Origin of the sequence: uncultured Merdimonas sp. (assembly GCF_963929015.1) — a bacterium.
In the GTDB taxonomy this organism is placed as follows: domain Bacteria; phylum Bacillota; class Clostridia; order Lachnospirales; family Lachnospiraceae; genus Merdimonas.
The window spans coordinates 65,132-89,404 of record NZ_CAWVHE010000019.1; the positions used below are offsets into that span (position 1 = coordinate 65,132).

General features: G+C 51.4%; 22 protein-coding genes, 1 other RNA gene and 1 pseudogene. 5 read left to right on the plus strand and 19 right to left on the minus strand.

Features of this window, described 5'->3' with window-relative positions; all coding sequences use genetic code 11:
• Positions 1–42: 42 nt before the first annotated feature.
• The 6 genes from ABGT54_RS12620 to ABGT54_RS12645 form a co-directional block, all read right to left on the minus strand.
• Positions 43–363 (minus strand): hypothetical protein, encoded by a 321-nt coding sequence (locus ABGT54_RS12620; protein ID WP_346664399.1) that lies wholly within the window; start codon positions 361–363, stop codon positions 43–45.
• A 109-nt stretch (positions 364–472) separates the two neighbouring features.
• Positions 473–964 carry a tRNA (cytidine(34)-2'-O)-methyltransferase gene (locus tag ABGT54_RS12625; protein ID WP_346664400.1) on the minus strand — a complete coding sequence of 164 codons (492 nt, stop codon included), beginning with the start codon at positions 962–964 and terminating at the stop codon, positions 473–475.
• Between the two features lie 114 nt (positions 965–1,078).
• A complete protein-coding gene (locus ABGT54_RS12630; protein WP_346664401.1) occupies positions 1,079–1,600 on the minus strand; it encodes an AIR synthase-related protein in 522 nt (173 codons plus the stop codon).
• 16 nt (positions 1,601–1,616) lie between these two features.
• Positions 1,617–2,390 carry a VanW family protein gene (locus tag ABGT54_RS12635; RefSeq protein ID WP_346664402.1) on the minus strand — a complete coding sequence of 258 codons (774 nt, stop codon included), beginning with the start codon at positions 2,388–2,390 and terminating at the stop codon, positions 1,617–1,619.
• A complete protein-coding gene (locus tag ABGT54_RS12640) occupies positions 2,350–3,120 on the minus strand; it encodes a peptidoglycan binding domain-containing protein (RefSeq protein ID WP_346664403.1) in 771 nt (256 codons plus the stop codon). The genes ABGT54_RS12635 and ABGT54_RS12640 overlap by 41 nt, the downstream gene beginning before the upstream one ends.
• A gap of 120 nt (positions 3,121–3,240) precedes the next feature.
• Positions 3,241–4,998 carry a B12-binding domain-containing radical SAM protein gene (locus ABGT54_RS12645; RefSeq protein ID WP_346664404.1) on the minus strand — a complete coding sequence of 586 codons (1,758 nt, stop codon included), beginning with the start codon at positions 4,996–4,998 and terminating at the stop codon, positions 3,241–3,243.
• A gap of 39 nt (positions 4,999–5,037) precedes the next feature.
• On the opposite strand from ABGT54_RS12645, the gene ffs reads away from it, so the two are divergent.
• Positions 5,038–5,300: signal recognition particle sRNA large type (ffs, locus tag ABGT54_RS12650), an RNA gene on the plus strand.
• Between the two features lies 1 nt (position 5,301).
• Here the strand turns inward: ffs and tadA are convergent.
• The 5 genes and pseudogenes from tadA to ABGT54_RS12675 form a co-directional block, all read right to left on the minus strand.
• Positions 5,302–5,781: pseudogene (gene tadA / locus ABGT54_RS12655) on the minus strand (tRNA adenosine(34) deaminase TadA); the annotation flags it as partial.
• Positions 5,782–5,798: 17 nt separating this feature from the next.
• Complete coding sequence (locus tag ABGT54_RS12660; protein ID WP_346664405.1) at positions 5,799–6,755, minus strand: DUF6128 domain-containing protein; 957 nt, start codon at positions 6,753–6,755, stop codon at positions 5,799–5,801.
• Positions 6,756–6,808: 53 nt separating this feature from the next.
• A complete protein-coding gene (locus tag ABGT54_RS12665; protein ID WP_346664406.1) occupies positions 6,809–8,236 on the minus strand; it encodes a deoxyguanosinetriphosphate triphosphohydrolase in 1,428 nt (475 codons plus the stop codon).
• A 16-nt stretch (positions 8,237–8,252) separates the two neighbouring features.
• On the minus strand, positions 8,253–9,335 hold the full coding sequence (locus ABGT54_RS12670; RefSeq protein WP_346664407.1) for a hypothetical protein: 1,083 nt from the start codon (positions 9,333–9,335) through the stop codon (positions 8,253–8,255).
• A 105-nt stretch (positions 9,336–9,440) separates the two neighbouring features.
• Positions 9,441–10,115 (minus strand): 4'-phosphopantetheinyl transferase superfamily protein, encoded by a 675-nt coding sequence (locus ABGT54_RS12675; RefSeq protein WP_346664408.1) that lies wholly within the window; start codon positions 10,113–10,115, stop codon positions 9,441–9,443.
• A gap of 334 nt (positions 10,116–10,449) precedes the next feature.
• Between ABGT54_RS12675 and aroF the strand changes: the two genes are divergently transcribed.
• From aroF to ABGT54_RS12690, 3 genes are read left to right on the plus strand one after another with little or no spacing between them, the layout of a single operon-like run.
• Entirely contained in the window at positions 10,450–11,463 is a 1,014-nt protein-coding gene (aroF, locus tag ABGT54_RS12680) for a 3-deoxy-7-phosphoheptulonate synthase (protein ID WP_346664409.1), read from the plus strand.
• 10 nt (positions 11,464–11,473) lie between these two features.
• Complete coding sequence (gene aroB, locus ABGT54_RS12685) at positions 11,474–12,532, plus strand: 3-dehydroquinate synthase (protein WP_346664410.1); 1,059 nt, start codon at positions 11,474–11,476, stop codon at positions 12,530–12,532.
• A gap of 23 nt (positions 12,533–12,555) precedes the next feature.
• Positions 12,556–13,299 (plus strand): SDR family NAD(P)-dependent oxidoreductase, encoded by a 744-nt coding sequence (locus ABGT54_RS12690; protein ID WP_346664411.1) that lies wholly within the window; start codon positions 12,556–12,558, stop codon positions 13,297–13,299.
• Between the two features lie 87 nt (positions 13,300–13,386).
• Here ABGT54_RS12690 and ABGT54_RS12695 read toward each other — a convergent pair whose 3' ends face one another.
• Positions 13,387–15,612, minus strand: a complete 2,226-nt coding sequence (locus ABGT54_RS12695; RefSeq protein ID WP_346664412.1) for a beta-L-arabinofuranosidase domain-containing protein — start codon at positions 15,610–15,612, stop codon at positions 13,387–13,389.
• A gap of 84 nt (positions 15,613–15,696) precedes the next feature.
• Here ABGT54_RS12695 and ABGT54_RS12700 point away from each other — a divergent pair, with 84 nt between their 5' ends.
• Positions 15,697–16,404 (plus strand): YesL family protein, encoded by a 708-nt coding sequence (locus ABGT54_RS12700; RefSeq protein ID WP_346664413.1) that lies wholly within the window; start codon positions 15,697–15,699, stop codon positions 16,402–16,404.
• A gap of 35 nt (positions 16,405–16,439) precedes the next feature.
• Here the strand turns inward: ABGT54_RS12700 and ABGT54_RS12705 are convergent, their stop codons facing one another.
• The 7 genes from ABGT54_RS12705 to ABGT54_RS12735 all read right to left on the minus strand — a co-directional run bounded on the left by ABGT54_RS12705 (position 16,440) and on the right by ABGT54_RS12735 (position 24,267).
• Complete coding sequence (locus ABGT54_RS12705; RefSeq protein WP_346664414.1) at positions 16,440–17,846, minus strand: DUF4340 domain-containing protein; 1,407 nt, start codon at positions 17,844–17,846, stop codon at positions 16,440–16,442.
• A 15-nt stretch (positions 17,847–17,861) separates the two neighbouring features.
• Entirely contained in the window at positions 17,862–19,283 is a 1,422-nt protein-coding gene (locus ABGT54_RS12710; RefSeq protein ID WP_346664415.1) for a GldG family protein, read from the minus strand.
• A 21-nt stretch (positions 19,284–19,304) separates the two neighbouring features.
• Entirely contained in the window at positions 19,305–20,012 is a 708-nt protein-coding gene (locus ABGT54_RS12715) for an ABC-2 transporter permease (RefSeq protein ID WP_346664416.1), read from the minus strand.
• Positions 20,009–20,953, minus strand: coding sequence for an ABC transporter ATP-binding protein (locus ABGT54_RS12720; protein ID WP_346664417.1), 945 nt, complete (start codon positions 20,951–20,953; stop codon positions 20,009–20,011). Before ABGT54_RS12720 ends, ABGT54_RS12715 begins: the two co-directional genes overlap by 4 nt.
• An 80-nt stretch (positions 20,954–21,033) precedes the next feature.
• The gene (locus ABGT54_RS12725) at positions 21,034–21,867 is read right to left on the minus strand and encodes a carbohydrate ABC transporter permease (RefSeq protein WP_346664418.1); all 834 of its coding nucleotides are present in this window, start codon (positions 21,865–21,867) and stop codon (positions 21,034–21,036) included.
• 15 nt (positions 21,868–21,882) lie between these two features.
• Positions 21,883–22,785 (minus strand): sugar ABC transporter permease, encoded by a 903-nt coding sequence (locus ABGT54_RS12730; protein WP_346664419.1) that lies wholly within the window; start codon positions 22,783–22,785, stop codon positions 21,883–21,885.
• A gap of 126 nt (positions 22,786–22,911) precedes the next feature.
• Positions 22,912–24,267, minus strand: a complete 1,356-nt coding sequence (locus tag ABGT54_RS12735; protein ID WP_346664420.1) for a sugar ABC transporter substrate-binding protein — start codon at positions 24,265–24,267, stop codon at positions 22,912–22,914.
• Between the last annotated feature and the right edge of the window lie 6 nt (positions 24,268–24,273).

Here is a 24,273-nt window from a genome sequence, read left to right on the forward strand (position 1 = left end):
TTCTCTTATTTTTTTCCGGAATTTCCCGTCTGCCCGGACCGGTCAGACGAGATCCGCGATCACTGCGGACACCGCTTCCTCTTCTTTTGAAAGCGCTGCTTCCTTTAAAGATGCAATCTGCATTTGCGTTTCCTTCAACGCTTCCTGCATCTTCTTTTCGCCGGCTTCCTTTGCCGACAGCAGACTGTCCTGTGCAGCGGCATTTGCGTCACGAACCGCATTTTCTCTGATATCTGCGGCTTTTTTTGACGCTTCTTCCAGAATCGCAGAGCACTCGGCGTCTGCTTTTTTTACGATTTCTTCCGCCGCGCTCTCCGTCTCTTTGATGGTTTTAATGGTCTCTTCTACCATCCGTCTGTTCACCACCTCTCTTAAGCTTTCGCCCTGTAGTCACAATTATAATATGAATCTTAGCAAAAGTCTAGCACATTTGCCATGGCAGAATGAATAATCAAACAATATTTCCTGCATTTTACCACTGGAGCCTGTGTAGATGCCCTTCCAGATTCAGTCCGGCAAACTGATTCTGGCGAAGCGCTTCATACAAAATAATCGCCGCCGAGTTCCCCAGATTCAGAGAACGGGTATCTCCGATCATCGGGATCCTCACGCAGTCTTCTTTGTGCTCTACCAGAATCTCTTCCGGTATCCCTGCGCTTTCTTTTCCGAACATAATATAACAGTCCGGTTCATACCGGACTTCTGTATAGACCTTTGCCGCTTTGGTGGTTGCCATATAAATTTTCGCCCCTGGATTCTTTTCCAGAAAATCCGGATAATCAATGTAAGTCTGTACATCCAGGTCCTGCCAGTAATCCATGCCGGCCCGCTTCAGATTTTTCTCATTTAACCGGAAGCCAAGCGGTTCGATAAGGTGAAGCTTTGTGCCGGTGGCTACGCAGGTTCGTCCAATGTTGCCTGTATTTGACGGGATTTCCGGCTCCAATAACACGATATGAAACATAAATGGCGCCCTCCTTTTATTCATATTGTAAATAAATGAAGGACGCCCGTCAATATACACATTTGTTAAAATTGTATCATTTTTTTCTCTAGTTTTTACTAAAATTATCTATTTTCACAATATTTTTTCCAATTCATCCGGCCCCGGACGGTCAATATAGCGAATATCTTCTCCATTTTGGATAATTTTATCATTGTTATTGGTCAATTCGCCGATCACCGCGCAGGGGATCCCCCTCTCTTCCAGCCGGTTCCTCACCGCCGTCTCATCGTCCGTTACCACAAGATAACATCCCCGGGAGCGAAGCTGATAGGGATTGATCCGATAGCGCTCGCAGATCTCTATGGTTTCCTGAAGCAGAGAAAATTTTTTCAGATCCGTCACAATGCCTGTCTCAAGCTCTGCCGCCAGATTCCAAAGACCCGTAAAGATTCCTCCCTCACCCAGAGGAAATACGGCCGCCTGCGTCAGCGCTTCCACCTGCTCTTTCGTATATTCCGGCTCCCGGGAGATCTGCCTTTTCGCCTCCCCCAGAAACGCCGGCGCATACCTCTTTTTTAAATCCGTCTCTTTTTTTTCCATGATCACTTTCATACCGTCCAGTCCGAGATGTCCGGTCAGGATGATCTTTTTCATATCTATTCTCCTGTTCTTACTGATTCACCGCAGCCGTGATCCGGTCAGGATCCTGTGAAACAATGGCGTCCCGCACCCGCGCCGCCCGGTCCGGGTCCTCTGATTTTGTCCCCACCAGTATGATCTGGTCGGACTTTTCATAGACGCTGTGATTGATCACTTCTCTGGACTCTTCTACTCCGTCCTGGTAAACCACTTTCCAGAGCTGGGCCGTGGTTCCTGTGTGCGGACTTCCCGAATAGCGGATGCTTCCAAGCGCCGCCGCCGGATCCTCCTGATAAGTGACTGCATATTCCTGCGTCTCCAGTGTCTCGCTTTCATATTCCACCGTCCGGCCCCTGGGCCTTTCGTCTTTTCCGTAAATGGTGAAACGCATCTGGTTGGCGTCGTCGATCTCTCCTGCAATGTAGACCGGAGTCTTGTAATTATTGGTAAATACAAAGTCCAGGATTCCTTCCGCGATCGCCGCGTCCCTTGAGGGTTTTACATAATTGACCAGCATGGAATGCGGATACCTCTGATCTACCTGAAGTTCTGCATAGAGCACAGCGTTGTACAAAGTGGTAGATACCTGGCAGATCCCGCCGCCGTAGGAGTCTACCACCTGCCCATTCTCATAGGAACCGGCCTCCACATATCCGTGCTCCGCGTCGTAGGGCGCCGTGGCTTTGCACACAGAGAGGCTCTCGCCCGGCATCAGGATCGTGCCGTTTAGCTTCTCCACTCCGGTCTTCAGGTTCTGCCAGCGCTCACCGCCGCCTGCATCGGTAGAAAAAGCTTCCCAGCTCATCTTCTATGGTGTCCAGATCTGCAGCCGTTACCTTTGGCTCTTCTTTTTTCATGACCAGATCTACGGTAATGTCCTCATGATCCCAGTTTTTCCCGATAGCCTGCCCGATTTTTTTCACGGATTCTGCAACAGCCACCGTGTGGCCGGTTTTTTCTTTTACAATCTGAAACTCTCCGTCTGCGCTGCGCTCAATATAAGCATCCTCTGCACGGACCGCCAGAGGCACCGCCCGTTCTCTGATCACAGCCTTCGCCTCTTTTTTCTTCAGTTTTAATTCCTCTTTTACTACTGCCGGTTCTTTTTTCAGACTGCGGATCTGCCGGAACCTTCCAAAGACCGTCCCTTCTTTTCCATAGCTTAGCGCTTCCTCTACCAGTCGGTCCACATCTTTGTGATAAAGCCCAAGCTCTCCTAATGTAGCTTTTGCAGACGCTTCCTCTACCTTCATGGTCACCTGATATTCCAGATGCTCCTGATGATGTTCCTGCACCGCTTGCTTCGCTTCTTTCCCGGTCATCCCGGATACGTCCACTGTCCCGATATAGACCCGGTCCAGGATCCGGTCTTGCGGAAACCCGCAGACATAGTGGCGCAGACATCCATATGCAACCCCCAGGCAGGCCAACGCACCGACAAAAGCCAGGCACAGGGCCCGGCGGATTTTCTGCTTTTTCCTTTGTTCTCTTCGCTTGTTTCTGGCAATCCGGTGTTTCAGCCTTTTGTCTGACATGCGTCCTCCTTTTAGCTGTTCATTCGCTATACCATCAGATATGGGATCACCATCGTCAGCACCATGGCAAGGATTACGGCAATAATGATAATAGCAATGATCCTTCTTGTTTTCTTATTATTAAAATTCATTTCTCTTTTCCTCCATATCTTCCACATCTATCTTACAGACTCTCGCGTCCTGGTTCAATGGATTTTTTACAAAATAATCGAACAGTACATATTGATCTGCAGCAGAAAAATACTCCAGATGGGTCATCCGGCGAAGCTGGTTTTTATCGTATCCCCTGCAGTCCGGGAGATATTTTCCGGCTTCTGCTTCTTTTTCATAGAAGCGGCGCTGCTTTTCTTTGTCTACAGTGCAGGGCCCCGCAAACGCCGGCCGGTTCTTTGCGTTCTCCCGCAGATAATAATCACAAATCAGAAGTTCCCGGATCTCCTTTTCTTCCTCCGGAAAGCCTTCTTTCGCCCAGGCAAGCAGGATCTCATACCTGGCCTCCCGCCTGTGACGGATCTTCTGAAGATCCCGTCCCTGATAATACTCCCACAAGGATTCAAACATCCGGAAGGGAGAGTCGTAGAAATGTTCCAGACGCCGCAGCGTATGAGCAAACTGCCCACTGTTATAATATACCTCTACCATCTCTTCTACGCCTTTTAAGAGCAGCACGTCTTTGTAAGACAGCCACCTGGTCTCAAGGACCTCATACGGAGGCCGGCTCTGGCAGACCAGGCCGTAGGACTTTTGCATCTCTTCCATATAAGAGCCCTTCAGCACTTTCAGAAATCCCAGCTGCAGCTGGTCCGGTCTCATCTCATACACCTGGTCAAAGGATCTTCGGAAACTGTCAAGGTCTTCAAAAGGCAGCCCGGCGATCAGATCCAGATGCTGATGGACATTCCTCTTTTTCCGGATCCTGGATACCACCTCTTTTACACGCTCCACATCCATCCGCCGCCGGATCTCGCAGATCGTGGCAGGGTTGGTGGACTGAACGCCGATCTCCAGCTGGATCAGGCCTGGCCGCATCCTGGCGATCAGGGACAGCTCTTCTTCATTGAGCAGATCCGCCGCTACCTCGAAGTGAAAATTGGTCTTCCCCCGGTCATGTTCCAGCAGATACTCCCAGATCTCCAGCGCCCGGCTATGGCTGACATTAAAGGTCCTGTCCACAAACTTCACCTGGGGAACCTCCCGGTCGATCAGATACTGGAGCTCTCTCTTTACCATTGACAGATCCCGGAACCTTAACTTCTTGTCCACCGAAGACAGGCAATAACTGCAGGAAAATGGACAGCCTCTGCTGGATTCATAATAAATGATCCTGTGGGGCGGAATCTCCATCTGCTCATAGACAAAGGGAACTGTGCTAAGATCTATGGGCTCCCGCCACGGATGATCCCGGATCCTGCCTTCCCTGTCCCGGTAAGTGATCCCGGACAGCGCTTCCAGCTCCCGCTCTCTTCTGTCAGCTTCTTCCTTTCCTTCCCCTTCTCCATCCCGGAAGATCCGGCACAGGCAGGCAAAGGTTTCCTCCCCTTCTCCCTTCATAATCCCCTCCACCACAGGAAGCCGCTTTAGCGTCTCCACCGGATCGTAGGAAACTTCCGGGCCGCCGATCCAGATCTTTGCCGTCTTACAGACTTTTGCAAATTCCACGGCCAGATCTTCTACATAGTTCAGATTCCAGATATAGCAGGAAAAGCAAAGAAGATCCGGCTCCCTTCGATAAAGGTCGCCAAGGATCTCGTCCTTCGTCTGATTGATGGTGTATTCCGCGATCTCCACCCGGGGATCCCGGGCGTAAGCCTTCAGGCTGTAGACCGCCAGATTGGAATGAATGTATTTCGCGTTAATCGCAGCCAAAACTATCTTCATATTCTTGACATTTCCTCCAAAACAGGGTAAAATTAAGAACCGTGCAGCCGGGGTGTTAGCGGTACCTTGTACCTGCAATCCGCTATAGCAGGGGTGATATTGCGCTGAGGGCACAGCTTTGCAGAGCTGCCCTTGACAAGTGGCATTGAGGCTTGGGTCTTACGCGACGGAAATCTGTGAATCGTGTCAGGTCGGGAACGAAGCAGCACTAAGCAGAATCTTCCGGGTGCCGTAAGGGCGCCTGGGCTGAGTCAACTGTCAAGGTAACGTCTGGGGATCTGCGTTCGAGGCGCAATGCACGCTTTTTTTCTTTTTTCGCAATTCTTTAAAAAATGCTTTCATCATCTGACTGCATTCTTCCCCCAATACTCCTGTAACAAGCTCTACCTGATGATTAAATTCTTTCATCTGCAGAAGATTCAGGATCGACCCCGCGCATCCCGCCTTGGGATTCATGCACCCCACCACCACTCTGGTCATCCGGGACTGTACAATGGCGCCCGCGCACATCTGACAGGGCTCCAGCGTCACATACATGGTACACTCCTCAAGTCTCCAGTCATTCATCTTCCTGCACGCTTTGCGGATGGCGATGATCTCCGCATGGGCAAGGGTATTTTTATCCACAGTCCTGCGATTATACCCCCTGCCAATGATCTTATCCCGATAAACAATCACACATCCGATGGGTACCTCTCCCAGGGCACAGGCCTTCTTTGCCTGGCGGATGGCTTCCCGCATATATTTTTCGTCTTTTTTCTGATCCCGGCCTGTTGTTTCCATGTGCTTCTCTCCTGTATCTATCTTCTGTTCCCGGGTTCCAGCCTTTTGATCAGCCGGCACCAGTAACCAAACTCCTCTTGTTCGTCCGCTTCTTCGTCCGCAAGCTCTACCTCAATATCCCTGCGCCGGATAAATTCTGCAAATCCGAAGGCCGCAGCCGCCTTTGCCTCCCTGGGATGGTAGATCCCCGGCACGCCGAGCCGCAGCCACTCCCCGTCATCCAAAAATACCAGGTGACGGTAATTGTAATACCCGTGCAGCAGAAAACTGTTATTGGAAAGCTTCCATTCACACCGGGGAAGCCTCGCCAGATCCTTCCTCTGGATCTTGGTGCAGCAAAATCCGGGACGCTCTTCGGTTTGCTCCGGTTCCCCGGCCGCTTCTGCTTCTGTCGGGCTTTCTTCCGGCTCCACTTCTGCCGAATGTTCCTCCGGCTCTTCTTCCACGGGGCTTTCTTCCGGATCTTCTTCCGCCGGATGTTCCTCCGGCTCTTCTTCCGCGGGGCTTTCTTCCGGATCTTCTTCCGCCGGACATTTCTCCGGCGCTATCAGGGTTCCGGTCTCCAGAACCGGCACCTTACTGATATTGACCGGCCGCTCCTCCCACAACGCGGCAAACCGCCTTCCGTCTTCTGCCAGGAGCAGCACGCCTTCAACTTTTGCGAATGGTTCCCGGCCTCCGATCCCGGCCGCGCTGTACTGCATCCGGTAATTAATGGCAGGGTTCACATTGTCTGTTTCCCCCTGCCATATTGCATAACACTGTGTTTCTTCTGCCAGAAGCAGATAAATCTGCAAAGTCTCTCTTTTACGGGGCATCATCCCCCTGCCATGTATGTGCAGCACGCAGGTTTCTTCATCCTGCTCCGCTTTTACAAAGCCAACATTGCGAAGTCTTTTGTCCTGTTCATACTCGTACAGATAGCGGATCCATCGTTTCAATCCCACACGTCCTTTCACCGGTCTATTTACCACAATCTATTCCCCGGTTTCCGGAAATATGCCTGGATCCCTACCCGGATCCGTACCTAGATCATCGCTTTCAGCTCCTGATAGAGTCTTTTTGCATAGCTGTCTGTCATTCCGCAGATATAATCTGTCACCAGAAGGATCCTAAGGTACAGTTTCCAGACCTCGTCGCGTCCTCTGGCATGATAATGATAGGCATTTTTGTAATTATTTGAGATAAAATATACCATTCTCCGGTCAATGGAGCTTAAGGCCTGCCCCGGATCGTCATACTTCACCGCAGCGCCCATAAACTGATCCAACAGATCGTTGAGGATCACGGCTTCTTTCACCTCCATCCGGTAAATGGCCTCGGAGGTAAAGACTTCCCGGTAGGCCAGATCCCCCAGCAGATCCATCAGCTCTCTTGCCGGGGTGTCAAAGAAGATATCGTCCGGGTAAACGCCTTCCATGATCTCTTCGTAATGACCGGTAAACCCTGCGGTGGCGCAGCCGATCAGAAATCCCTGGATCCGGACGATCCAGTTCTTTACCGCGTATTCTTCCGGGTCTGACACTTTCTTGTCCAGCCCCTTCCGATAATATTCTTCCAGCTTTGCCGCCGGGGAAAATCTTCCCTTTTCATCCTCTTCTCCTGGCGTCTCCAATGCCTTCACTTCCTGGAGGAGCCTGGAATAACTGATAAATCCCTTCACAAACGCATCTTCAATATCCGCCGTCTTGTAAGCAATGTCGTCTGCCGCTTCCAGGATAAATGCCAGCGGATGACGGGCGCCGCAGGCCCCGGTCTCTCTTTCAATATCCCGGAACAACTCCTGATCCGCCAGATAATAGCCCAGTTTCCGGTTCCGGATATCTCTGGATCCGGGATCCAGCTCCAACGAGGAAACGGGATACTTGATCAGAGTTCCCAGAAGGCCGTAGGTCAGGTTCATGCCGTGTTCGTCCACCAGGAAATGCAGCTTGCTTACCAGCCGCAAAGCCTGGGCATTTCCTTCAAAATGATAGAAATCCTCCCGCATCTGCGGCAAGAGCACCTGGGATATTGGGCTGCCGTGAAAAGTCATCACAGGCAGATTCTTCTGAAACCATTCCCGGATGGCGATTTCTCCAAAATGGCCAAAGGGCGGATTCCCGATATCGTGAAGAAGCCCCGCGCACTGAAGGATATGGCAGATATCCTCCTTCATCCTGGGCGTAAACGCCGGATCTCTCTGGTACTCCAGAATATTTTCCCCGATATTCTGCCCCAGTGATTTGGCAAAAGACGACACTTCCAGAGAATGGGTCAGGCGGGTCCTGATAAAATCGCTTTTGTCCAGCGGAAATACCTGTGTTTTATCCTGCAGGCGGCGAAAAGACGCGCTCCCTATGATCCGGTGGTAGTCTTTCTCAAATTCACTCCTAAGATCTGTATTTTTATATATCTGCGCCTTTCCCGTGCTCTCCCTGCTTCGCTTCTGCGACAGTAACTGTTCCCAATTCACTTTCTGACCATCCTCTTTAGTCCAGATAGACCGGCGGGTCGTAATCCTTGCCCATGATCGCCTTCTTACGCTCCTGGTAGCCAAGGAAGGCCCACTCTGTCATATCTGTCCAGGTATGCTTTCCTCTGTCATACACCTGCACATATCCGATCCGCGTCGGATGCATGCGGACGCTGTTGCTCTTATATTCTCTTCCGGTATAAGGATTGATATCTCCTTTTTCCAGATCTTCTTCATTGGACATACGGAATTCCGCATAAGGATCTTCCGGTACTTCTTCCATCTCTTCTTCCGGGATGCCGACTTCTTCTTCGCCGTATCCATATCCCTCATAGTACTCCGGCTCTTCTTCCGGCGCATAAGCTTCTGCCGCGCTTTCCGCCATGGCTTCCGGCATACGGACGAGGGTGCTGTCTGCCTCCGGCTCTGCCGCGTCTTCTACTTCGGCTGTTCTGTCGCCGGTCTCTTCTGCTGCCGGCTGTTCTGCATGCTGCGCTTCCTCTCCCTTTCGGATCTTCTTAAAGAAAGAACGCCAGCCATGCTTTTTCTCTTCTCTGGACGCTTTTTCGGCCTGTGCCTTTTCTTCTTCCATGGCGTCCAGTTCTTCGTGGATGTCCACCAGTTCGCCGATGGTGATATCCCTCTCTGCAGTCGCCGGTTCTTCCGCCGCTTCCTCTGCTTCTTCCGGCATCGGCTCTTCTGCCACGGCTTCCTCTGCTTCTTCCGCTACCGGCTCTTCTGTCACGGCTTCCTCTGCTTCTTCCGCTACCGGCTCTTCCGCCACGGCTTCCTCTGCTTCTTCCGGCATCGGCTCTTCCGCTGCTGTCGTCACAGGCGCTTCTTTGTGCAGTTTTTCTTCTGTGGGTGTGGTCTGGCCGTCTTCTTCCAGAATACTGAGCTGAAATGGACACCCAAGGATCTCCGCGATCATCCGCATATCCTGTTCCTGGAAATTGTCACGTCCGAGACGCTGTGTCAGATTCTGACGCGACATCTTTTTTCCGGTACGCTTCTCGATGGTTTCTGCGAGTTCCTTGATTGTCATGCCCCTGCGGCTTAAGATAAGTTTCACTTGTTCCCCAAATGTTAGGTCCAGCATAATTCATCCTCCTTATTAACTTTCCTTTTATACTCTCCTGACGGTTTTATCTCTTTGTAAACAATATTCTTTCTTGATAAACCCAGTCTTTTCCCTTTTTTTATTTTAGCACCTGGCTATATCTGCGTCAACCGTTGCTTCTTCTCCCTGCGCCCGGATTTTCACCTGGTACAGCCGCCCGTCAATCTCCGGATCTGTCGTACAGACCGCCATCCCGGCAGGAATGCTTTCCTCCCGGTATTCCTGATAATAATAAGTCTGCGGATACTGCGCCGGCTGCCTCATAAGAAAAGGACGGCCGTCCCGGTTCCGGCCCACGCAAAAAGAACGGGTGTCCAGCCCCATTCCCCTTCTTGTGGCCTTTAAGAAACTTTCTTTTAATACCCAGTACCGGTAAAACCAGATCCGTCTCTCTTCTTTCCCTTCTCTTCCTATAATATAGCGATACTCTTCTTCGCAGAAAAAACGTCTGGCGACCTTGTCCCGGTATTCTCCGTACACCTCCAGATCGCATCCTACCTGAACGTCTTTCTTATCGCTGACAGCGCACATTACATAATTTCCGGAATGAGACAAATTAAACACCGCGTCCTGCGGCAACCTCTCTTCTCTTTGCACCTGCATCCACAGCATCCAGGCTCCCACGCTCTGGGCTTTTGCCCTGCCGCCTTTTAAGCGGTCCGCCTTGTCTCTTCTCCACAGGGGAAGACGGCGCTTACAGTCCTCATAAAATTCCTGCTCCAGAAGCGGCGAGATGTCCGCCACCCATACCTTCACCATTACCTGTCCCCTCCTTCCCCACCGGAAACTCCACATGTGCAATCATTATACCACACGCGAAGGGAAGGAAGCGACGCCGCAGGCGGCATTTACTTCCCAAGCTGTGGATCACCGGTAGAATTCCCGCGCAGCGGGGCGGCCCAATGCAATTGGGCCGGATTGCACTCATGTGCAATCATTATACCACACGCGCAGGCGGTTTTCGGGAATTTTCTTCAAATCTGTTGACATCTTTCCAGGATTCATGTAGTATACAATTGTTTTCACACTTTAAATAAGTAAAATTTTACAGTATAAATATTTCTGTCATATGTAAATATTGGAGGAAGCATCTATGATTATCGTACTGAAACCACGGGCAAAACAAGAAGACATCAATCGCGTGGAGCAGATGGTCAAAAGAAAAGGGCTTGATTCCCACATTGTAGTGGGCGCAGAGATGACCATCATCGGCTGTATCGGCGATACCACGCAGGTGGATCCCAAGCTTTTTGAAGTCGACTCAGCCGTTGACAAGGTTATGCATGTCCAGGAGCCTTACAAGCTTGCCAACCGGGCCTTCCATCCGGAAGATTCCGTTGTGGACGTATCAGGCGTCAAGGTCGGAGGCGGCCATCTGGGCATGATCGCCGGTCCCTGCTCTGTGGAGTCTGTAGACCAGGTGATGGAGATCGCAGAAGCAGTCAAGGCCTCCGGCGCCAACCTCTTAAGAGGCGGCGCCTTTAAACCCCGCACCAGCCCCTACTCCTTCCAGGGTCTGGGGCTTCAGGGCCTGGACATTCTCTGCGAGGTCAGAGAGGCCACCGGTCTTCCCATCGTCACAGAGCTGATGTCCCCGGAGTATCTTGACATTTTTAATGAAAAAGTGGATCTGATCCAGATTGGCGCGAGAAATATGCAGAACTTTGATCTTCTCAAGCAGCTGGGACAGGTGGACCGTCCGATCCTGCTAAAGAGAGGACTTAACGCTACCTACGAGGAATGGATCATGTCCGCCGAATATATTATGGCATCCGGAAATGAAAATGTCATTCTCTGCGAACGGGGCATCCGTACCTTTGAGACTTACACCAGAAATACCCTGGATCTCCAGAGCATCCCTGTGCTTCGCAGACTGACCCATCTGCCGGTTATCGTAGATCCCAGCCATGCCGGAGGAAAATGGTGGCTGGTAGATTCTATGGCCAAGGCTTCTATCGCCGCCGGCGCTGACGGGCTGATGATTGAGGTCCACAACAATCCGGAATGCGCTCTGTGCGACGGCGCACAGTCTCTGAAACCACACAAATACGACGACCTGATCCGGGACGTCTCCCAGATCGCCGCCGTTGTAGGAAAGACCATGTAAGGAGAATCTTATGAAACTGACTGTAAATCTGGGGGCGGACAGTTACCCCATTTACATTGAACCTCACATTCTGGACCAGGCTCTGTTCTATGTGGAAGAAGTGTTTTCCGGCAGACGGATCATGATTATTTCCGACGATCAGGTCTATCCCCTGTATGGAACCGCTCTCAAAGACCGTCTGGAAACGCGCTATGAGTGTTACCATCTGGAGCTCCCCCACGGGGAGGCCACCAAAAATTTCAACACCCTTCCGGTCCTCTATGGCGCCATGCTCGATGCAGGCATTTCCCGCAGCGATCTGGTGATCGCCCTGGGAGGCGGCGTCATCGGAGATCTGGCCGGATTCGCGGCAGCCACTTACCTAAGGGGCGTTCAGCTGATCCAGATCCCCACTTCCCTGCTGGCGCAGGTGGACTCCTCGGTAGGAGGAAAGGTGGCAGTGGATCTTCCCCAGGGAAAAAATCTGGCCGGCGCTTTTTACCAGCCTTCTCTGGTCCTTATCGATCCTTCAGTCCTTGACACCCTGGACCGGCGGTTTGTAAGCGATGGCATGGGAGAAGTGATCAAATACGGGTGCATCCGGGACGCCGGGCTCTTTCGTCTCCTTAGAAGCCACGCTTCCTTTGAGGAGCTGAAACCGGAACTTCCCGCCATAATCCGGCGCTGTGTGGATATTAAGCGTCAGGTGGTGGAGGCCGACCAGTTCGACACCGGTGAGCGGATGCTCCTGAATTTTGGACACACTCTGGCTCACGCCATCGAACAATACAACCATTATGAAAAAGAAAGCCACGGGGAAGCGGTCGGCATCGGCATGTATCAGATCACACTTCTGGCAGAAACGCACGGCCTTACCCGGCCCGGAACCGCCCGGGAGATCCTGCAGGTCCTGGACCAGTACGGACTTCCCCATGCAAGCGGTCTTCCCCTTTCGGATCTTTTAGGCGCCATGTCCAGAGACAAGAAGCATCTTGGAGGAGCGCTGAACCTGATCCTTCTCCGGGAGATCGGAGACAGCCGGATCTGTCAGGCTCCGGCAGATTTTTTTGACCCGGAACTCATCGTCTAACACACAAAACAGGAGGAATCATTATGCGTCTGCAAGATAAAATTGCTGTCATTACCGGCGCCGGCAAAGGCATCGGCCGGGCCTGCGCCCTTGCCGTCGCCCGGGAGGGCGCCTTTGTGATCGCAGTGGCCCGCACACAGGCGGACCTTGATGAAACGGTAAGCCTCATTGAAAAAAACGGCGGAAAGGCCATGGCCCTTTCCCGGGATCTGACCTGCGGCGAAGCAGTCCATTCTCTCGTGGACACGGTACTTGAGACATTTGGCCGCATCGATATCCTGGTCAACAATGCCGGCGGCTATCCCAGAGAAATCTATGAAGGAAGAGAACACCAGGCCATCCGCCTGTGGGAGTGGAGCGAAGGGCAGTGGGACCAGATCATCCGCACCAATTTAAGGATCCCCTTCCTTTGTATGAAGCATATTCTTCCGGTGATGATAAACCAGGGCAGCGGCAAAGTGGTCAGCGTCTCCTCCCGCATGGGACGCATTGCCTCCCAGATGGGCGCTTACGCCGTAGCCAAAGGCGGCATCGTAACCATGACAAAGACCGCCGCGATCCAGACCAGAGAATACGGCATTCAGGTCAACGCAGTTGCCCCTGGCATTGTCGACACACCGGGACAGCGGGTCTACAATCATTCTGTGGGCCAGGACGATATCTCCATGGGCAGCGCAGATGATGTGGCAAACGCCATCCTGTATCTCCTGCGGGACGCTCCGGACGTGATGACCGGACAGTGCATCGACCTTTTTACCACCGTATGATCCCGCCATGTTCCGTACACACTTCAAAAAAAGGGAGCCATCCGCCCGTTTTACACGGGCTTTGATGGCTCCCTTTTTTAGTCTCTTTTATCTTTTAAAGTACAGATGCTGTGGTTCCAGATCTACTTCCGGGAACGGAAGGAACTCTACTCCCTCCGCCGTAAAGTGGAACGGCTTCTCTTCTGCTTTGAACTGATCCAGCCGGGGCAGTGTTAAGAAGTCTTTGCTGTCTGAAACAGCCGCCAGGAAATACGGACCGCAGGCAAGATTTACCAGGCTCTTATCTTCTGCGTTTTCAACGATCCGAAGTTCGATGGGCAGCTCCATACGGATCTCCTCTCCTGCCTTTACGGAATCAAACACGGCATATCCGTCTTCGCAAACCAGCTCTGCGGCTTCTCCGTTCCGGAATACGCGGACTTTCTCATTCGCCCACTCCGGTACGCGGATCTTCAGCCTCTGTTCCATATCTTTGTGGCAGCGTACGGTCACAAGGCCTTTCTCCATCTCTGTGGTCAGCTCCAGCTCTTCCCTGCCAGACAGCACAGAGTCGATCAGCAGGTTGACGTATACATTCTTTTCATCATAGGCGTAAATGTTTTCCATATAACGGAACCGGCTTTCCATGCCTGTTCCATGGCAGCAGGTATTCTCGGTAGTCGAATACTCTTTCACTCCGCCCGGGCAAAGGGGCATAAAGTAAGTGGTGCCGCCGTCCGCCTCATGGCTGCTGCTGGCAAGAATATGGTTGCACAGCGTATTTTCATAATATTCCATCAGCTGCTCTTGCGGTCTGTACTGGAAGATCTGTCCAGTCAGGCGCAGCATATTGTAGCTGGCGCAGCTTTCCGCAGCTTTTTCAGTCAGATACTGTAAGTTCATTCCCGCCCGGTGGAACATCTCTGTCTCGCCGGTGCCTCCGATGCAGTAAATATGGCCGCCCGTTACGATATCCCAGAAGTGTTCGCCGATGTCCCAGAATTTCTTCTCCTTCTCCACTTCATAGAGATCCATGGCTCCGAGGATCTGCGGAATGTGCTGGTTGGCGTGCATATCCTCCAGCGTATCGCAGTCTTCCTCCATCGGATAGTAAAGTTTCTCATTATAGAACATAAGAGCCGCGTCCAGATGCTCTTTCTTTCCTGTGATCTTATACAGCTTTACCATAGCCCCCGGCATACCGCCAAACTCTCCGGCAATGTACATCGACCACATTTTCTCTCTCTGCTCTCTTGGCAGACGGGACAATCTTGCATATACCCAGTCTCCCAGGGGATCCAGGATCTGCAGCGCCACCTCTTCACCGGCCAGCAGGTAACAATCCTCCAGGCCTGACATGATCTTATCCAGGGTGTAATAAGGAGCCCAGATCTCCGGATATTTGGTATATTCTTCCAGAAGATCAAACTGTGCTTCATCATAGGCGCTTAAGAATCCCGGATGGATCCCTTCCTGCCCCTGGAAAGCGTCCTGACATTCCTTCAGTCCGACCGCCATCTCGTGGATCTTCTCCCGGAATCTGACGTCTCCGGTGGCCGCCCATGCAAGCGCGATACCGGAAAGATAGTGGCCTGTGGTATGTCCTTTCAGCTTACAGCTGTCTTCATCCCATCCTGTCATGGGTTTTGCTCCTCTGGTGTCCAGTCCGGCTGCTTTGCGGAAATTGTAAAGCATCTGGCCGTCGTCCACCTGAAGCAGCCAGTCCACCATCAGCTTCTGATATTTCTCATAAAGTGTTCCTTCTTTCAGGCGGACGTCCGACAGCGGAAAATACCAGATCTTCTGCTGTGGCCCTTTCTCTTTCTCCAGGCTGTCTTTGTAAGTAATCTTTGCAAGGGCGCGCTGATCGCTTCCTGTAATGATCCCTTCCACTTCCACGGTTCCCTCTGTCTTAGACGGATCCGGTTCTTCCCAGGCAACCGGTACGGTAGTCAGCCTGCCGTCCGCAGTCTTTACGATCACTACAGAAGGCAGATGGGGCGCGTCTCCCTTCTTCGCTTCCAGAGACACAGTCCGCACCTCTGTAATGAGCAGCTCTTTTGCCTCCTGCAGCACAGTAGCCGTAAACTCTCTTTTGTCAGAGGCGCCCTCATATTCTGCCGTTACAGTCAGGATTACCTTGCGGTTTCCCATTCCGTGAAGGGGGCGGTGCACCGTGCCGTCTTCCTCGATAAAGCGGCTCTCGCCGGTTTCCCAGGTAAAGGAAGAGCCGTATTTTCCTTTTTCCGGGAGCTTCAGATCTGCGTCCACCGTACTTAGATTGCCGATGTAAATCTGTTCCAGATCCTGCCTGATAATCTCTTCTCTTGTCATAGTCTTTTCTCCTTTGCTATTTGACATCTCCTTTTTCTAGCTGTATACTGAGTACATTATACAGTACCCTAAAGGAGGATTTTTATGAATCGTTTCTTCAATGTCGATGGTAAATTATTCACCTTCCTGTCAAAACTATGTGATATGCTGATCGTAAGTGTCCTCTGGACACTTTTCTCTATCCCGCTGATCACAATGGGAGCGGCAAGCGCGGCGCTCTACCACACCGTACATAAATCCATCTTTCAAAATGAGGGATATATCACGTCCACGTTCTGGCGCTCCTTTCGCTCCAGCCTGAAACAGGGCGTTCTTCTTACCCTGCTGGCTTTCGGTCTTGGCGCTTTCTGTGTGGCAAGCTATCTCTTTTTTACGGCAGAGGGACAAAATCAGGTGTTTGTGATCCTGTATTTTGCTCTCTTTATCCTTGCCCTGCTCTTTCTTCTGATCCTGATCCTGTACGGCTTCCCCGTACTGTCCAGGTTCTATATGAGCTTTTCCGGCATTCTGAAGACTTCTGTGGCACTGGCCGTAACAAGAGCCGGCTTTACGCTGCTTTTGCTCTTTATCTTCCTGCTCTGCGCCAGCATGTGTCTTCTGGCTCCTGTCCTTCTTACCTTCCTTCCCGCCTGCTATCAGCTTGCGGCGGAACGGCTGATTGAACCTGCTTTCCAGAAAGCGCTGGATGCGAAAGAAAAGGCCGACCATCCGGAAGAATCCGAAGACCAGGAAGAGCCCGAAACACCGGAAGAGCCTGAAACATCGGAAAAGCCCGAAGAGCCCGGAGCCTGAGACGTTCTCACAGCTCCGGCTCTTTTCCGTATTGATCAGTACCGGGCTGTTATCTCTTCTCCTGCGGCCAGGCGTTTCGCCGTACTAAGCATATTTTCCAGCAAAGACGCAGACATCCGGTATCCCCGTTCTCCCTGATCCAGCTTTACATAAAGCTGACGGGGAGCTTCCTGGAAACAGGTCAGAACATCTTCGCTTCCATCCTGATAAACAAACCGGATCCTGGCTGCCTCTTCCATTGCGGAAGTGTCCGGATAATCCTCAAACAACACTTCATCTGCGGAAAAACTGATCAGGGAATAATAAAAGCTCCTGAAGGAATCTCCGTCCAGCTCTTCTTCGCCGTACCGGAACGTCTCCTCTTCTTCCCCTACATTTTCCATCTGAAATGCATATTCTTCTTCCCCTGCGCGGATCTCCAGACTGGCAAGGGTTTTAATATCCGGCGCCAGCACCGTATGGCTCACCAGGTCTTGTTCGGTCACATTCATCCAGGAGAGCTTGTCCTGGCTGCACTGATAGATGACGTCCACCCCATCTGCCATCACAGGAACCTGCCCGTCCTTTGGTTCTCCCACTGCCAGAGAAAAGGACTGTGTCTTTCCCTCTGCATCTGTGTATTCCACCTGCAGGATTTTATACGGATCGGAAAGCCCTGCGGCTTCCTTCTCCGATTCCTCCGGATGTACCGACGCCACCGCGTCTGCTTCCAGGCCAAAAAGCCCGGGGAACAGATTCTCCGTAATGGACGCGTCTGCCGGATACTCTCTTGGCGATACCATTTCATAGGAATTCACGGTATACCCGGACAACTCCTGGCTGTCCGTATATGCAAGCGTCATTTCCTCCCCGTCCCTGGGGACGATAGACACTCTGGTGACCAGAACCGTCTGATCTCCATCGGTCTCGGAAGGCGTCAGGGTCCGGGACAAAAAGTCGCCTTCCCCGTATTCCAGCCACTCCACGTTGCCTGCTGCAGTTGTATAAACTTCTCCGTTCCAGGAGATATAACGCAGGCTGGTTTCCTCGTCCGGAACCTCTCCTCCCAGGAGCAGCTGGCTTTCTGTTCCATCTTCCCACCGGATCTCTGCCCGGGCGGAGGCTTTGCTTAACCCGAAGTCCTCCAGCCTGTCCGCGCCATCCTCAATCTTACGCTCAACGGTAAGGGATTCCAGCGCAGCTTTTACATCTTTTGCCACGGCCTCGTCAACCGGAAGATCTTCCAGGCCTTTGACCGCCGCCTTCTCCTTGTTCCACTCGATCGTATATCCACCCTGCTCATTTTCAGCAAGGATCGTACGGGCGGTTTCTCCTTTTCCCGAAAGGGCGATCTCCTCCTTCTTTTCCTCCGGTTTGGAAGAATTTCCCATTGCAAGCCAGACCGCGCCCAGAGCCACCAGGCACAGGCACAGGATCCCCGCCATTATCCACTGTCTTTTCATGTATCCATCCCCCTGCTACCGATGTCTTCTTCGCAGCCATACGATGACGCCTGCTGCCAGCACGATGACCGGCAGGCCCGCCATAAAGCCCCAGGTGCGTACAGAAGCCTGGGAAGCCGTCATGGTATGGGTAGCGGCTGTCAGATCCTTGGCCGGGATGTTCAGGCTTGACTCTTCCCCGGTCAGCGTAGTAAGTACGCCCAGGATATACTCTCCATTTGCAAAAGTATCCCCTGTAACCAGACTTCCGGTAAAGGCAAGCGCCGATCCGGACAGGACGACATTCGAGGCGGTCACTTCCGAACCGTACCAGCTGTGGGTAGACATAACCATTCCCTTAGCGTCTCCTGTCACCATATCTTCCGTTACTTCTTCCGCGTCCGCAGTCACAGTTCCCGAAGTCTCGGAGAAATCAAGAAGGGTACAGGTCTCATATCCGTCTTCTTCCTCGAACAGCACGTCCACCGGGCGGCAGAGGGCCATGATCGTAATGTCATTTGCCGTAAAGCCTTTAGCATACTCTTCCTCTGCATACTGCGCTACCGGATAATAGATCTGATCATAGTAACGTCCGCTGCTGGATTCAAACACATATCCATCTTCCGCAGTAAGTCCCCAGTCCTCCAGAAAAGCTTCCAGATTCGGCAGATCCACTGCTCCCGGATCCATGAATACAAAGAGGGTTCTTCCCTGCTCTCCGTTATTGTCCAGCCACTCGGACAATTTCTTTACGCTGCTTTCCTCCAGATCCTTTCTCGGCGCATAGAGGACTGCGGCCTTTGCTTCGGCATCGATCTCTTCGGTCAGAAGGGAGCTCTGTGTTACTTCGCACCGGTTTCCTTCCAGCAGTGTGATCAGGTCATCCGGTTCTGCTTCTCCATATCCGTTCAGGACCGTCACATGAAGCTTGTCCTGGGCGGTCACATCCATCAGCGCGCCGGTCACTTTCTGCTCCACTCTGGAAGCAGTGATCTGGCTGCCGGTGGTGTCATAATCATAAAGATCCTGTAAAGATAATACCGACTGGTTCTCTCCGCTTTCGATCAGAATATCATAAGCGCCCAGATCCAGATCCGGATATTTAGAAACAAACGCCGGATTCTCCGTCACGTCCACAAATTCCAGCTCCACCCGGTCTGAATGCCGCTGATACTCCAGCAGGTTCTGATAGGCCTGGACCATATAGTAGCTGCCTGAGGCCATATCTTCTTCCTTTACTAATACTGTGATTTTAACATCCTGATCCAGGTTTTCCAACCAGGAAACAGATTCTTCTGATATCGCATACCTGTCGTTTGCGGTCAGATCCACATCCCAGCCAAACTTTTCTGTCAGCCGGTCTGCCACCAGCACCAGGGCCAGCGCCAGGATGATCCCCAGCACAGTCACTGCCACCGACCATATTCCGATCTTCCATTTTCTTCTTATTTTGTTCATGTGTCTTTTCCTCCTGTTCGTCTACTGTCCGCTCCATCTGCGCCGTTCCAGAGCGCGGGTGGTAAGGAAGAAGAACAGGGCGGCAAAGGCGAAGAAAAACGCCAGATCCGACACCCTGAAAATCCCCATGGTCAGATTATAGTAACGGTCATAAAAGGAAAGGGTATATAAAAAATCCTGCAGCGGGCCAATGGAGATCACATCCGCCAGCGAGTTCAGAGAGATTACAAACAGCATACATGCAAATCCTCCGATCGCCGCTATGATCTGGCTTTCTGTCTGGGCAGAGATGAACATACAAAGAGCGATCCCGGCCATTCCCATCAGCGCAAGGCCTGTAAGATTGCCCCAGAAAATTGCCCAGTTGATTTCCGAATAAGGCGCAAGGAACAGCGCGTGAAGCACCGTCACGCCGATCCCCACAAGAAAGACTACCACTGCGGCAAAATATTTGCCGGCTACGATCCCGCCCAGAGACACCGGCGCAGAGAACAGCATCTGATCTGTTTTCTGCTTGCGGTCCTCGCTCATCAGCCGCATCGTCAGGATCGGCGTAAGCAGGAGGACGACCGTGTATAAAAAGGTAAATTCATAGCTCATCTCACCCTGTCCGCTTAAGATCAGCACGCCGTACCGGTACCCTGCCAGGCAGTAAAACGCAGCCAGATATACATAGCCGGCCGGCGCGATAAAGTAAGATGACATTTCTCTTAAAAATATGGCTCTCACCGTCTTTTTCCTCCCTTCTTTCCCGTAAGCTTCAGGAAAATGTCTTCCAGAGACAGATGAACTCCGGCCATCTCCGTCATAAGCCAGGGACTCTGCTTCATCCGGGCCGCGATCAACCTTCTTGCTGCAGCTTCATCCTCCACCTTCAGATCAAAGGCGCAGCTGCCCGGCTCCTGGCAGTCGGTTCTTGTCACCTCCAGTACGCCGGGGATCTCCCTGAGCGTCTGGGACACTTCTTTTTCCGGTCCTGCCACGCAGACCCGGACCTGCTTTCCTTCCAGCCGTTCTTCCAGTCCGGACGGCGTGTCGTCTGCCAGTACCTTTCCCCGGTTGATCACTACCACACGGTCGCATACCGCCTGGACTTCCGGGAGAATATGAGAAGAAAAAATAACTGTATGCTTCTTACGAAGACTGGTGATCAGATTGCGGATCTCGATCATCTGGGCCGGATCCAGTCCGGACGTAGGCTCGTCCAGGATCAGGACCTTCGGCTCCCCGATCAGAGCCTGGGCAATCCCGATCCTCTGCCGGTATCCTTTGGAGAGGTTCTTGATCACCCGGTCATACACATCCGCGATATAAGTAGCTTTGCACACTGCCTGGATGTGTTCTTCATAAGGCAGTCTGCACTTTTTTAAACGATACGCAAATTTCAGATATTCCTTTACCGTCATATCCATATAGAGAGGTGGGTTTTCCGGAAGATATCCCAACTCCTTTTTCGCCTGAAGCGGTTCCTCCAGGATCTCATGCCCGTTGATCCGGACCGTTCCATCCGTAGAGGAAAGATTTCCTGTCATAATATTCATAGTCGTTGATTTCCCCGCCCCATTCGGCCCCAGCAAGCCCAGGATTTCCCCCTCGTTCACATTGAAACTCACATGATCCAAGACTCTTTTTGTGCCATAATCTTTTACAAGTCCGTTTATTTCAATCATTTCCTACCCCCAGTAAAGAAAGGCTTCTGCCGGCATTCTTTCCGGCAGAAGCCTTCTTTGTTGTTTTTCGCAATATTTTTTTAGCCCTTCAATCCACTCATGGCGATACCACGGACAATGTATTTCTGACAGCATACAAAGAGTATGACTACAGGAATCAATGCCAGGATGGATCCGGCCATGATCAGATCGTATCTCGATGTAAAGGAATTCCGGAATGAGGAAAGTCCCATCTGCACCGTAAATTTGGCGTCTGATGCGATGTAGATAACCGGTCCCATAAAGTCGTTGTAAGAGCTCTGGAACTGGAATACCGCCAGCGTGGAGATGATCGGCTTACACAGCGGCAGGAAGATCTGCCACCAGATACGCAGATGACTGCAGCCGTCCACGATCGCGGCCTCCTCCAGCTCTTTTGGCAGCGTCATAAAGAACTGCCTGGTCAGGAACACGGAAAACGGTGTTCCGAACATTGCCGGAACGATCAGCGGTACATATGTGTCGTAGAATCCCAGATCTCTGAACATCAGGAACCGGGGAACCAGTGTAACAACAAACGGTACCATCATCGCCGCCAGGAATCCCATAAAGATCTTGTCCCTGTGAGGGAAGCGAAGTCTTGCAAACGCATAACCTGCCAGCGAGGAGAAGATGATGTTAAACACCGTACTTGGCACGGCAATCTTCATACTGTTGACAAACATGGCCGCAAAACTGATACTTCCACGGGACGCCGCCTCCGTAAAGTTTTCAAACTTCCACTCTGTCGGGAAGAATGTGGGCGGATAGGCAAACAGCTCCCTCTGACTTTTAAACGCAGAAACAACCATCCACAGAAATGGCAGGACAACCAGCGCCGCCACGAAAAGCAGAAGGATATAAATTAATATTTTATTTTTCTTTTTCTTCGTCACTTTTCCGGCCTCCTTCTAATTGTCGTATTCTCTGTTCAGGAATTTGTTCTGGACCAGAGTGATTGCCATAATAATTACAAACAGGACAACTGCCATTGCACAGGCATATCCCATCTTGGAATATTCAAACGCATTGGACCACAGGTAGTAGGATACGGTGTAAGTTGAATATCCGGGACCGCCCTTGGTCATAATAAAGATCTCAGTATACATCTGGAAAGCGTCGATCACCGCTGTCAGCATTACAAAGTAAATAGACGGCATGATCAATGGAAGTTTGATGTATCTTAACTTCTGCCATGGTGTGATACCGTCAAGAGCAGCGGCCTCGTAAAGGCTTTCATCAATTCCCTGCAGTGCAGAGAGGAAGATCAACATGTTGTAACCGGCCCATTTCCAGGTCGACATAATGGCAATGGCCAGAAGAGAAAATCTCTCGTCTGTCAGCCACCCTACAGGGTCAATTCCTACTACCCCCAAAAGGTAGTTCAAAATACCATAATCTGTGTTGTAGATCCACACCCACAGGAGCGCTACTACTACGATCGGGCAGACAACCGGAATATAGTAAAATGTCCGGAAAAAGCCGGCCGCCTTCATCTTTCTGTCCAAAAGAAGAGCTAACAGAAATGAAGTAACCACAGACATGGGAACATAAATAATTACCCATTTAAAAGTATTTAAGAGGGATACTCTAAATACTTCGTCATTTATCATGGTCTTGTAATTTTCCAGCCCGATAAAGGACGGATCTGTCAAAAGATCCCAGTTAAAGAAACTGATAAAGAAGGATCGGATGATCGGATAATACATCAGGACGATCAAACTGATCAGAGGCAGAAGGATAAATGCGTAACCGGTCAGCGCCTCTTTCTGATGCAGTGTCAGTCCTTTCCGGGAAGTATTGGTTTTTTTCATAGGCTCGTAACTCCATTCCTTATTAAACTGAACTTACATTTCTTATCTTTCGCTTTTCTTGAGAAGGGCATCCCGGAAACCCGGGATGCCACATCTGATTGTCAATAAACTTTGTGATTTGCAGGTTTATTCTGTAAATACAGTGGAGTTCGCCTGGTCATCAATTTCTTTTGCAGCTTCCTCGATCGTGGTCTTTCCTTCAAAAGCGTCAGACAGATGAGCGGTAATGATGTCGCTGTACTCAGCCCATTTTCCGGTCTGGCATGCTTCGATCTGAGACTCGTTGCCCAGATAAGAAGCAGAATTGATAAAGGCATCTGTTGACGGAGGAGTATTTACATATGTCTCGCTTTCCATCAGGTCGGTGTAAACCGGCAGAGACAGAGCAGATTCCATAACCAGTGCAAGTCCTTCATCACTCATCTGGAAGGAAAGCAGGTTGGCTGCTGCATCTTTGTTCTCGCTGGTTTCAGCGATACAAACCATACTACAGATAAACGGACAGGTCCGTGTGGTTCCCTGCGGCATCTCTACTGCATCCCACTCAAAGTCGCACTCTGTACGGAAGGACGGGATTACCCAACGTCCGGACGGATACATTGCAACCTGACCGGTAATGAACAGACGGTCTTCGCTGTCACCAGTAGCGGATACAGATCCCGGAGACGGTGCAGAACCTGCCTGAACAAGGTCATACATAACTCCTAAACCTTCCAGAGCCTCTGCGGAAGACAGGTTGGACTTTCCGTCAGCAAACCAGTCAGCGCCATAGTTGCCCATCCAGTTGATCCAGTCAGCACGATAGTTGTTGATCGCGGTACCATATACCAGAGTACGCTCGCCGTCTTCACTCTTCTGTGTCAGATCAGCTGCGATCTCTTTGTAGTCTTCTACGGTCCAGTCATTGGTCGGCACGTCAACGCCTGCTTCCTCGAACATATCCAGATTGAGGTACATTACATAAGATGTCCAGTCTTTCGGGAATGCTACCTGGGTGCCATCGATGTTACCAAAGTCCAGAACACCGTCGATGATGTCGGCTGTCAGATCCGGATACTCTTCGATCACGCTGTCCAGCTCGGAAAGCATGCCAGAGTCGTTGTATCTTCTGACTCCGGACTCACCTACCCAGAACAGATCCGGAAGGTCGTCGCCGGCTGCCAGTGTCTGCAGTTTGGTGTCATAGTCGGAAGGAACATACATCTGCTCAACTTTTACGTTCGTTGCGTACTGCTCATATGTGCTGAACACATTTGCATACATCTCTCTCTCGTAATCGTCGCCAGAGTGCATGTAAGTAAGGTCGCCGCTTAACTCTGCTGCCTTTTCTGCACCTTCCCAGTTTGTGTCTTCTGCGGTCTTCGTGGTTTTCTGCTCTTCAGCTTCTTCTTCGCCAGATCCACCGCCACATCCAACTAAGGATACCGCCATCGTGGCTGTCATCAGGAACGCCAGTGTCGCTTTTACGGATTTCTTTTTCATAATAGC

Coding starts and splice junctions, on each gene's coding strand:
- ABGT54_RS12625 (WP_346664400.1), bottom strand. CDS start 964: ATGTTTCATATCGTGTTATTGGAGCCGGAAATCCCGTCAAATACAGGC.
- ABGT54_RS12630 (WP_346664401.1), bottom strand. CDS start 1,600: ATGAAAAAGATCATCCTGACCGGACATCTCGGACTGGACGGTATGAAA.
- ABGT54_RS12635 (WP_346664402.1), bottom strand. CDS start 2,390: ATGAGCTGGGAAGCTTTTTCTACCGATGCAGGCGGCGGTGAGCGCTGG.
- ABGT54_RS12640 (WP_346664403.1), bottom strand. CDS start 3,120: ATGTCAGACAAAAGGCTGAAACACCGGATTGCCAGAAACAAGCGAAGA.
- ABGT54_RS12645 (WP_346664404.1), bottom strand. CDS start 4,998: ATGAAGATAGTTTTGGCTGCGATTAACGCGAAATACATTCATTCCAAT.
- ABGT54_RS12670 (WP_346664407.1), bottom strand. CDS start 9,335: ATGCTGGACCTAACATTTGGGGAACAAGTGAAACTTATCTTAAGCCGC.
- ABGT54_RS12675 (WP_346664408.1), bottom strand. CDS start 10,115: ATGGTGAAGGTATGGGTGGCGGACATCTCGCCGCTTCTGGAGCAGGAA.
- aroF (WP_346664409.1), top strand. CDS start 10,450: ATGATTATCGTACTGAAACCACGGGCAAAACAAGAAGACATCAATCGC.
- aroB (WP_346664410.1), top strand. CDS start 11,474: ATGAAACTGACTGTAAATCTGGGGGCGGACAGTTACCCCATTTACATT.
- ABGT54_RS12690 (WP_346664411.1), top strand. CDS start 12,556: ATGCGTCTGCAAGATAAAATTGCTGTCATTACCGGCGCCGGCAAAGGC.
- ABGT54_RS12695 (WP_346664412.1), bottom strand. CDS start 15,612: ATGACAAGAGAAGAGATTATCAGGCAGGATCTGGAACAGATTTACATC.
- ABGT54_RS12700 (WP_346664413.1), top strand. CDS start 15,697: ATGAATCGTTTCTTCAATGTCGATGGTAAATTATTCACCTTCCTGTCA.
- ABGT54_RS12705 (WP_346664414.1), bottom strand. CDS start 17,846: ATGAAAAGACAGTGGATAATGGCGGGGATCCTGTGCCTGTGCCTGGTG.
- ABGT54_RS12710 (WP_346664415.1), bottom strand. CDS start 19,283: ATGAACAAAATAAGAAGAAAATGGAAGATCGGAATATGGTCGGTGGCA.
- ABGT54_RS12720 (WP_346664417.1), bottom strand. CDS start 20,953: ATGATTGAAATAAACGGACTTGTAAAAGATTATGGCACAAAAAGAGTC.
- ABGT54_RS12730 (WP_346664419.1), bottom strand. CDS start 22,785: ATGAAAAAAACCAATACTTCCCGGAAAGGACTGACACTGCATCAGAAA.
- ABGT54_RS12735 (WP_346664420.1), bottom strand. CDS start 24,267: ATGAAAAAGAAATCCGTAAAAGCGACACTGGCGTTCCTGATGACAGCC.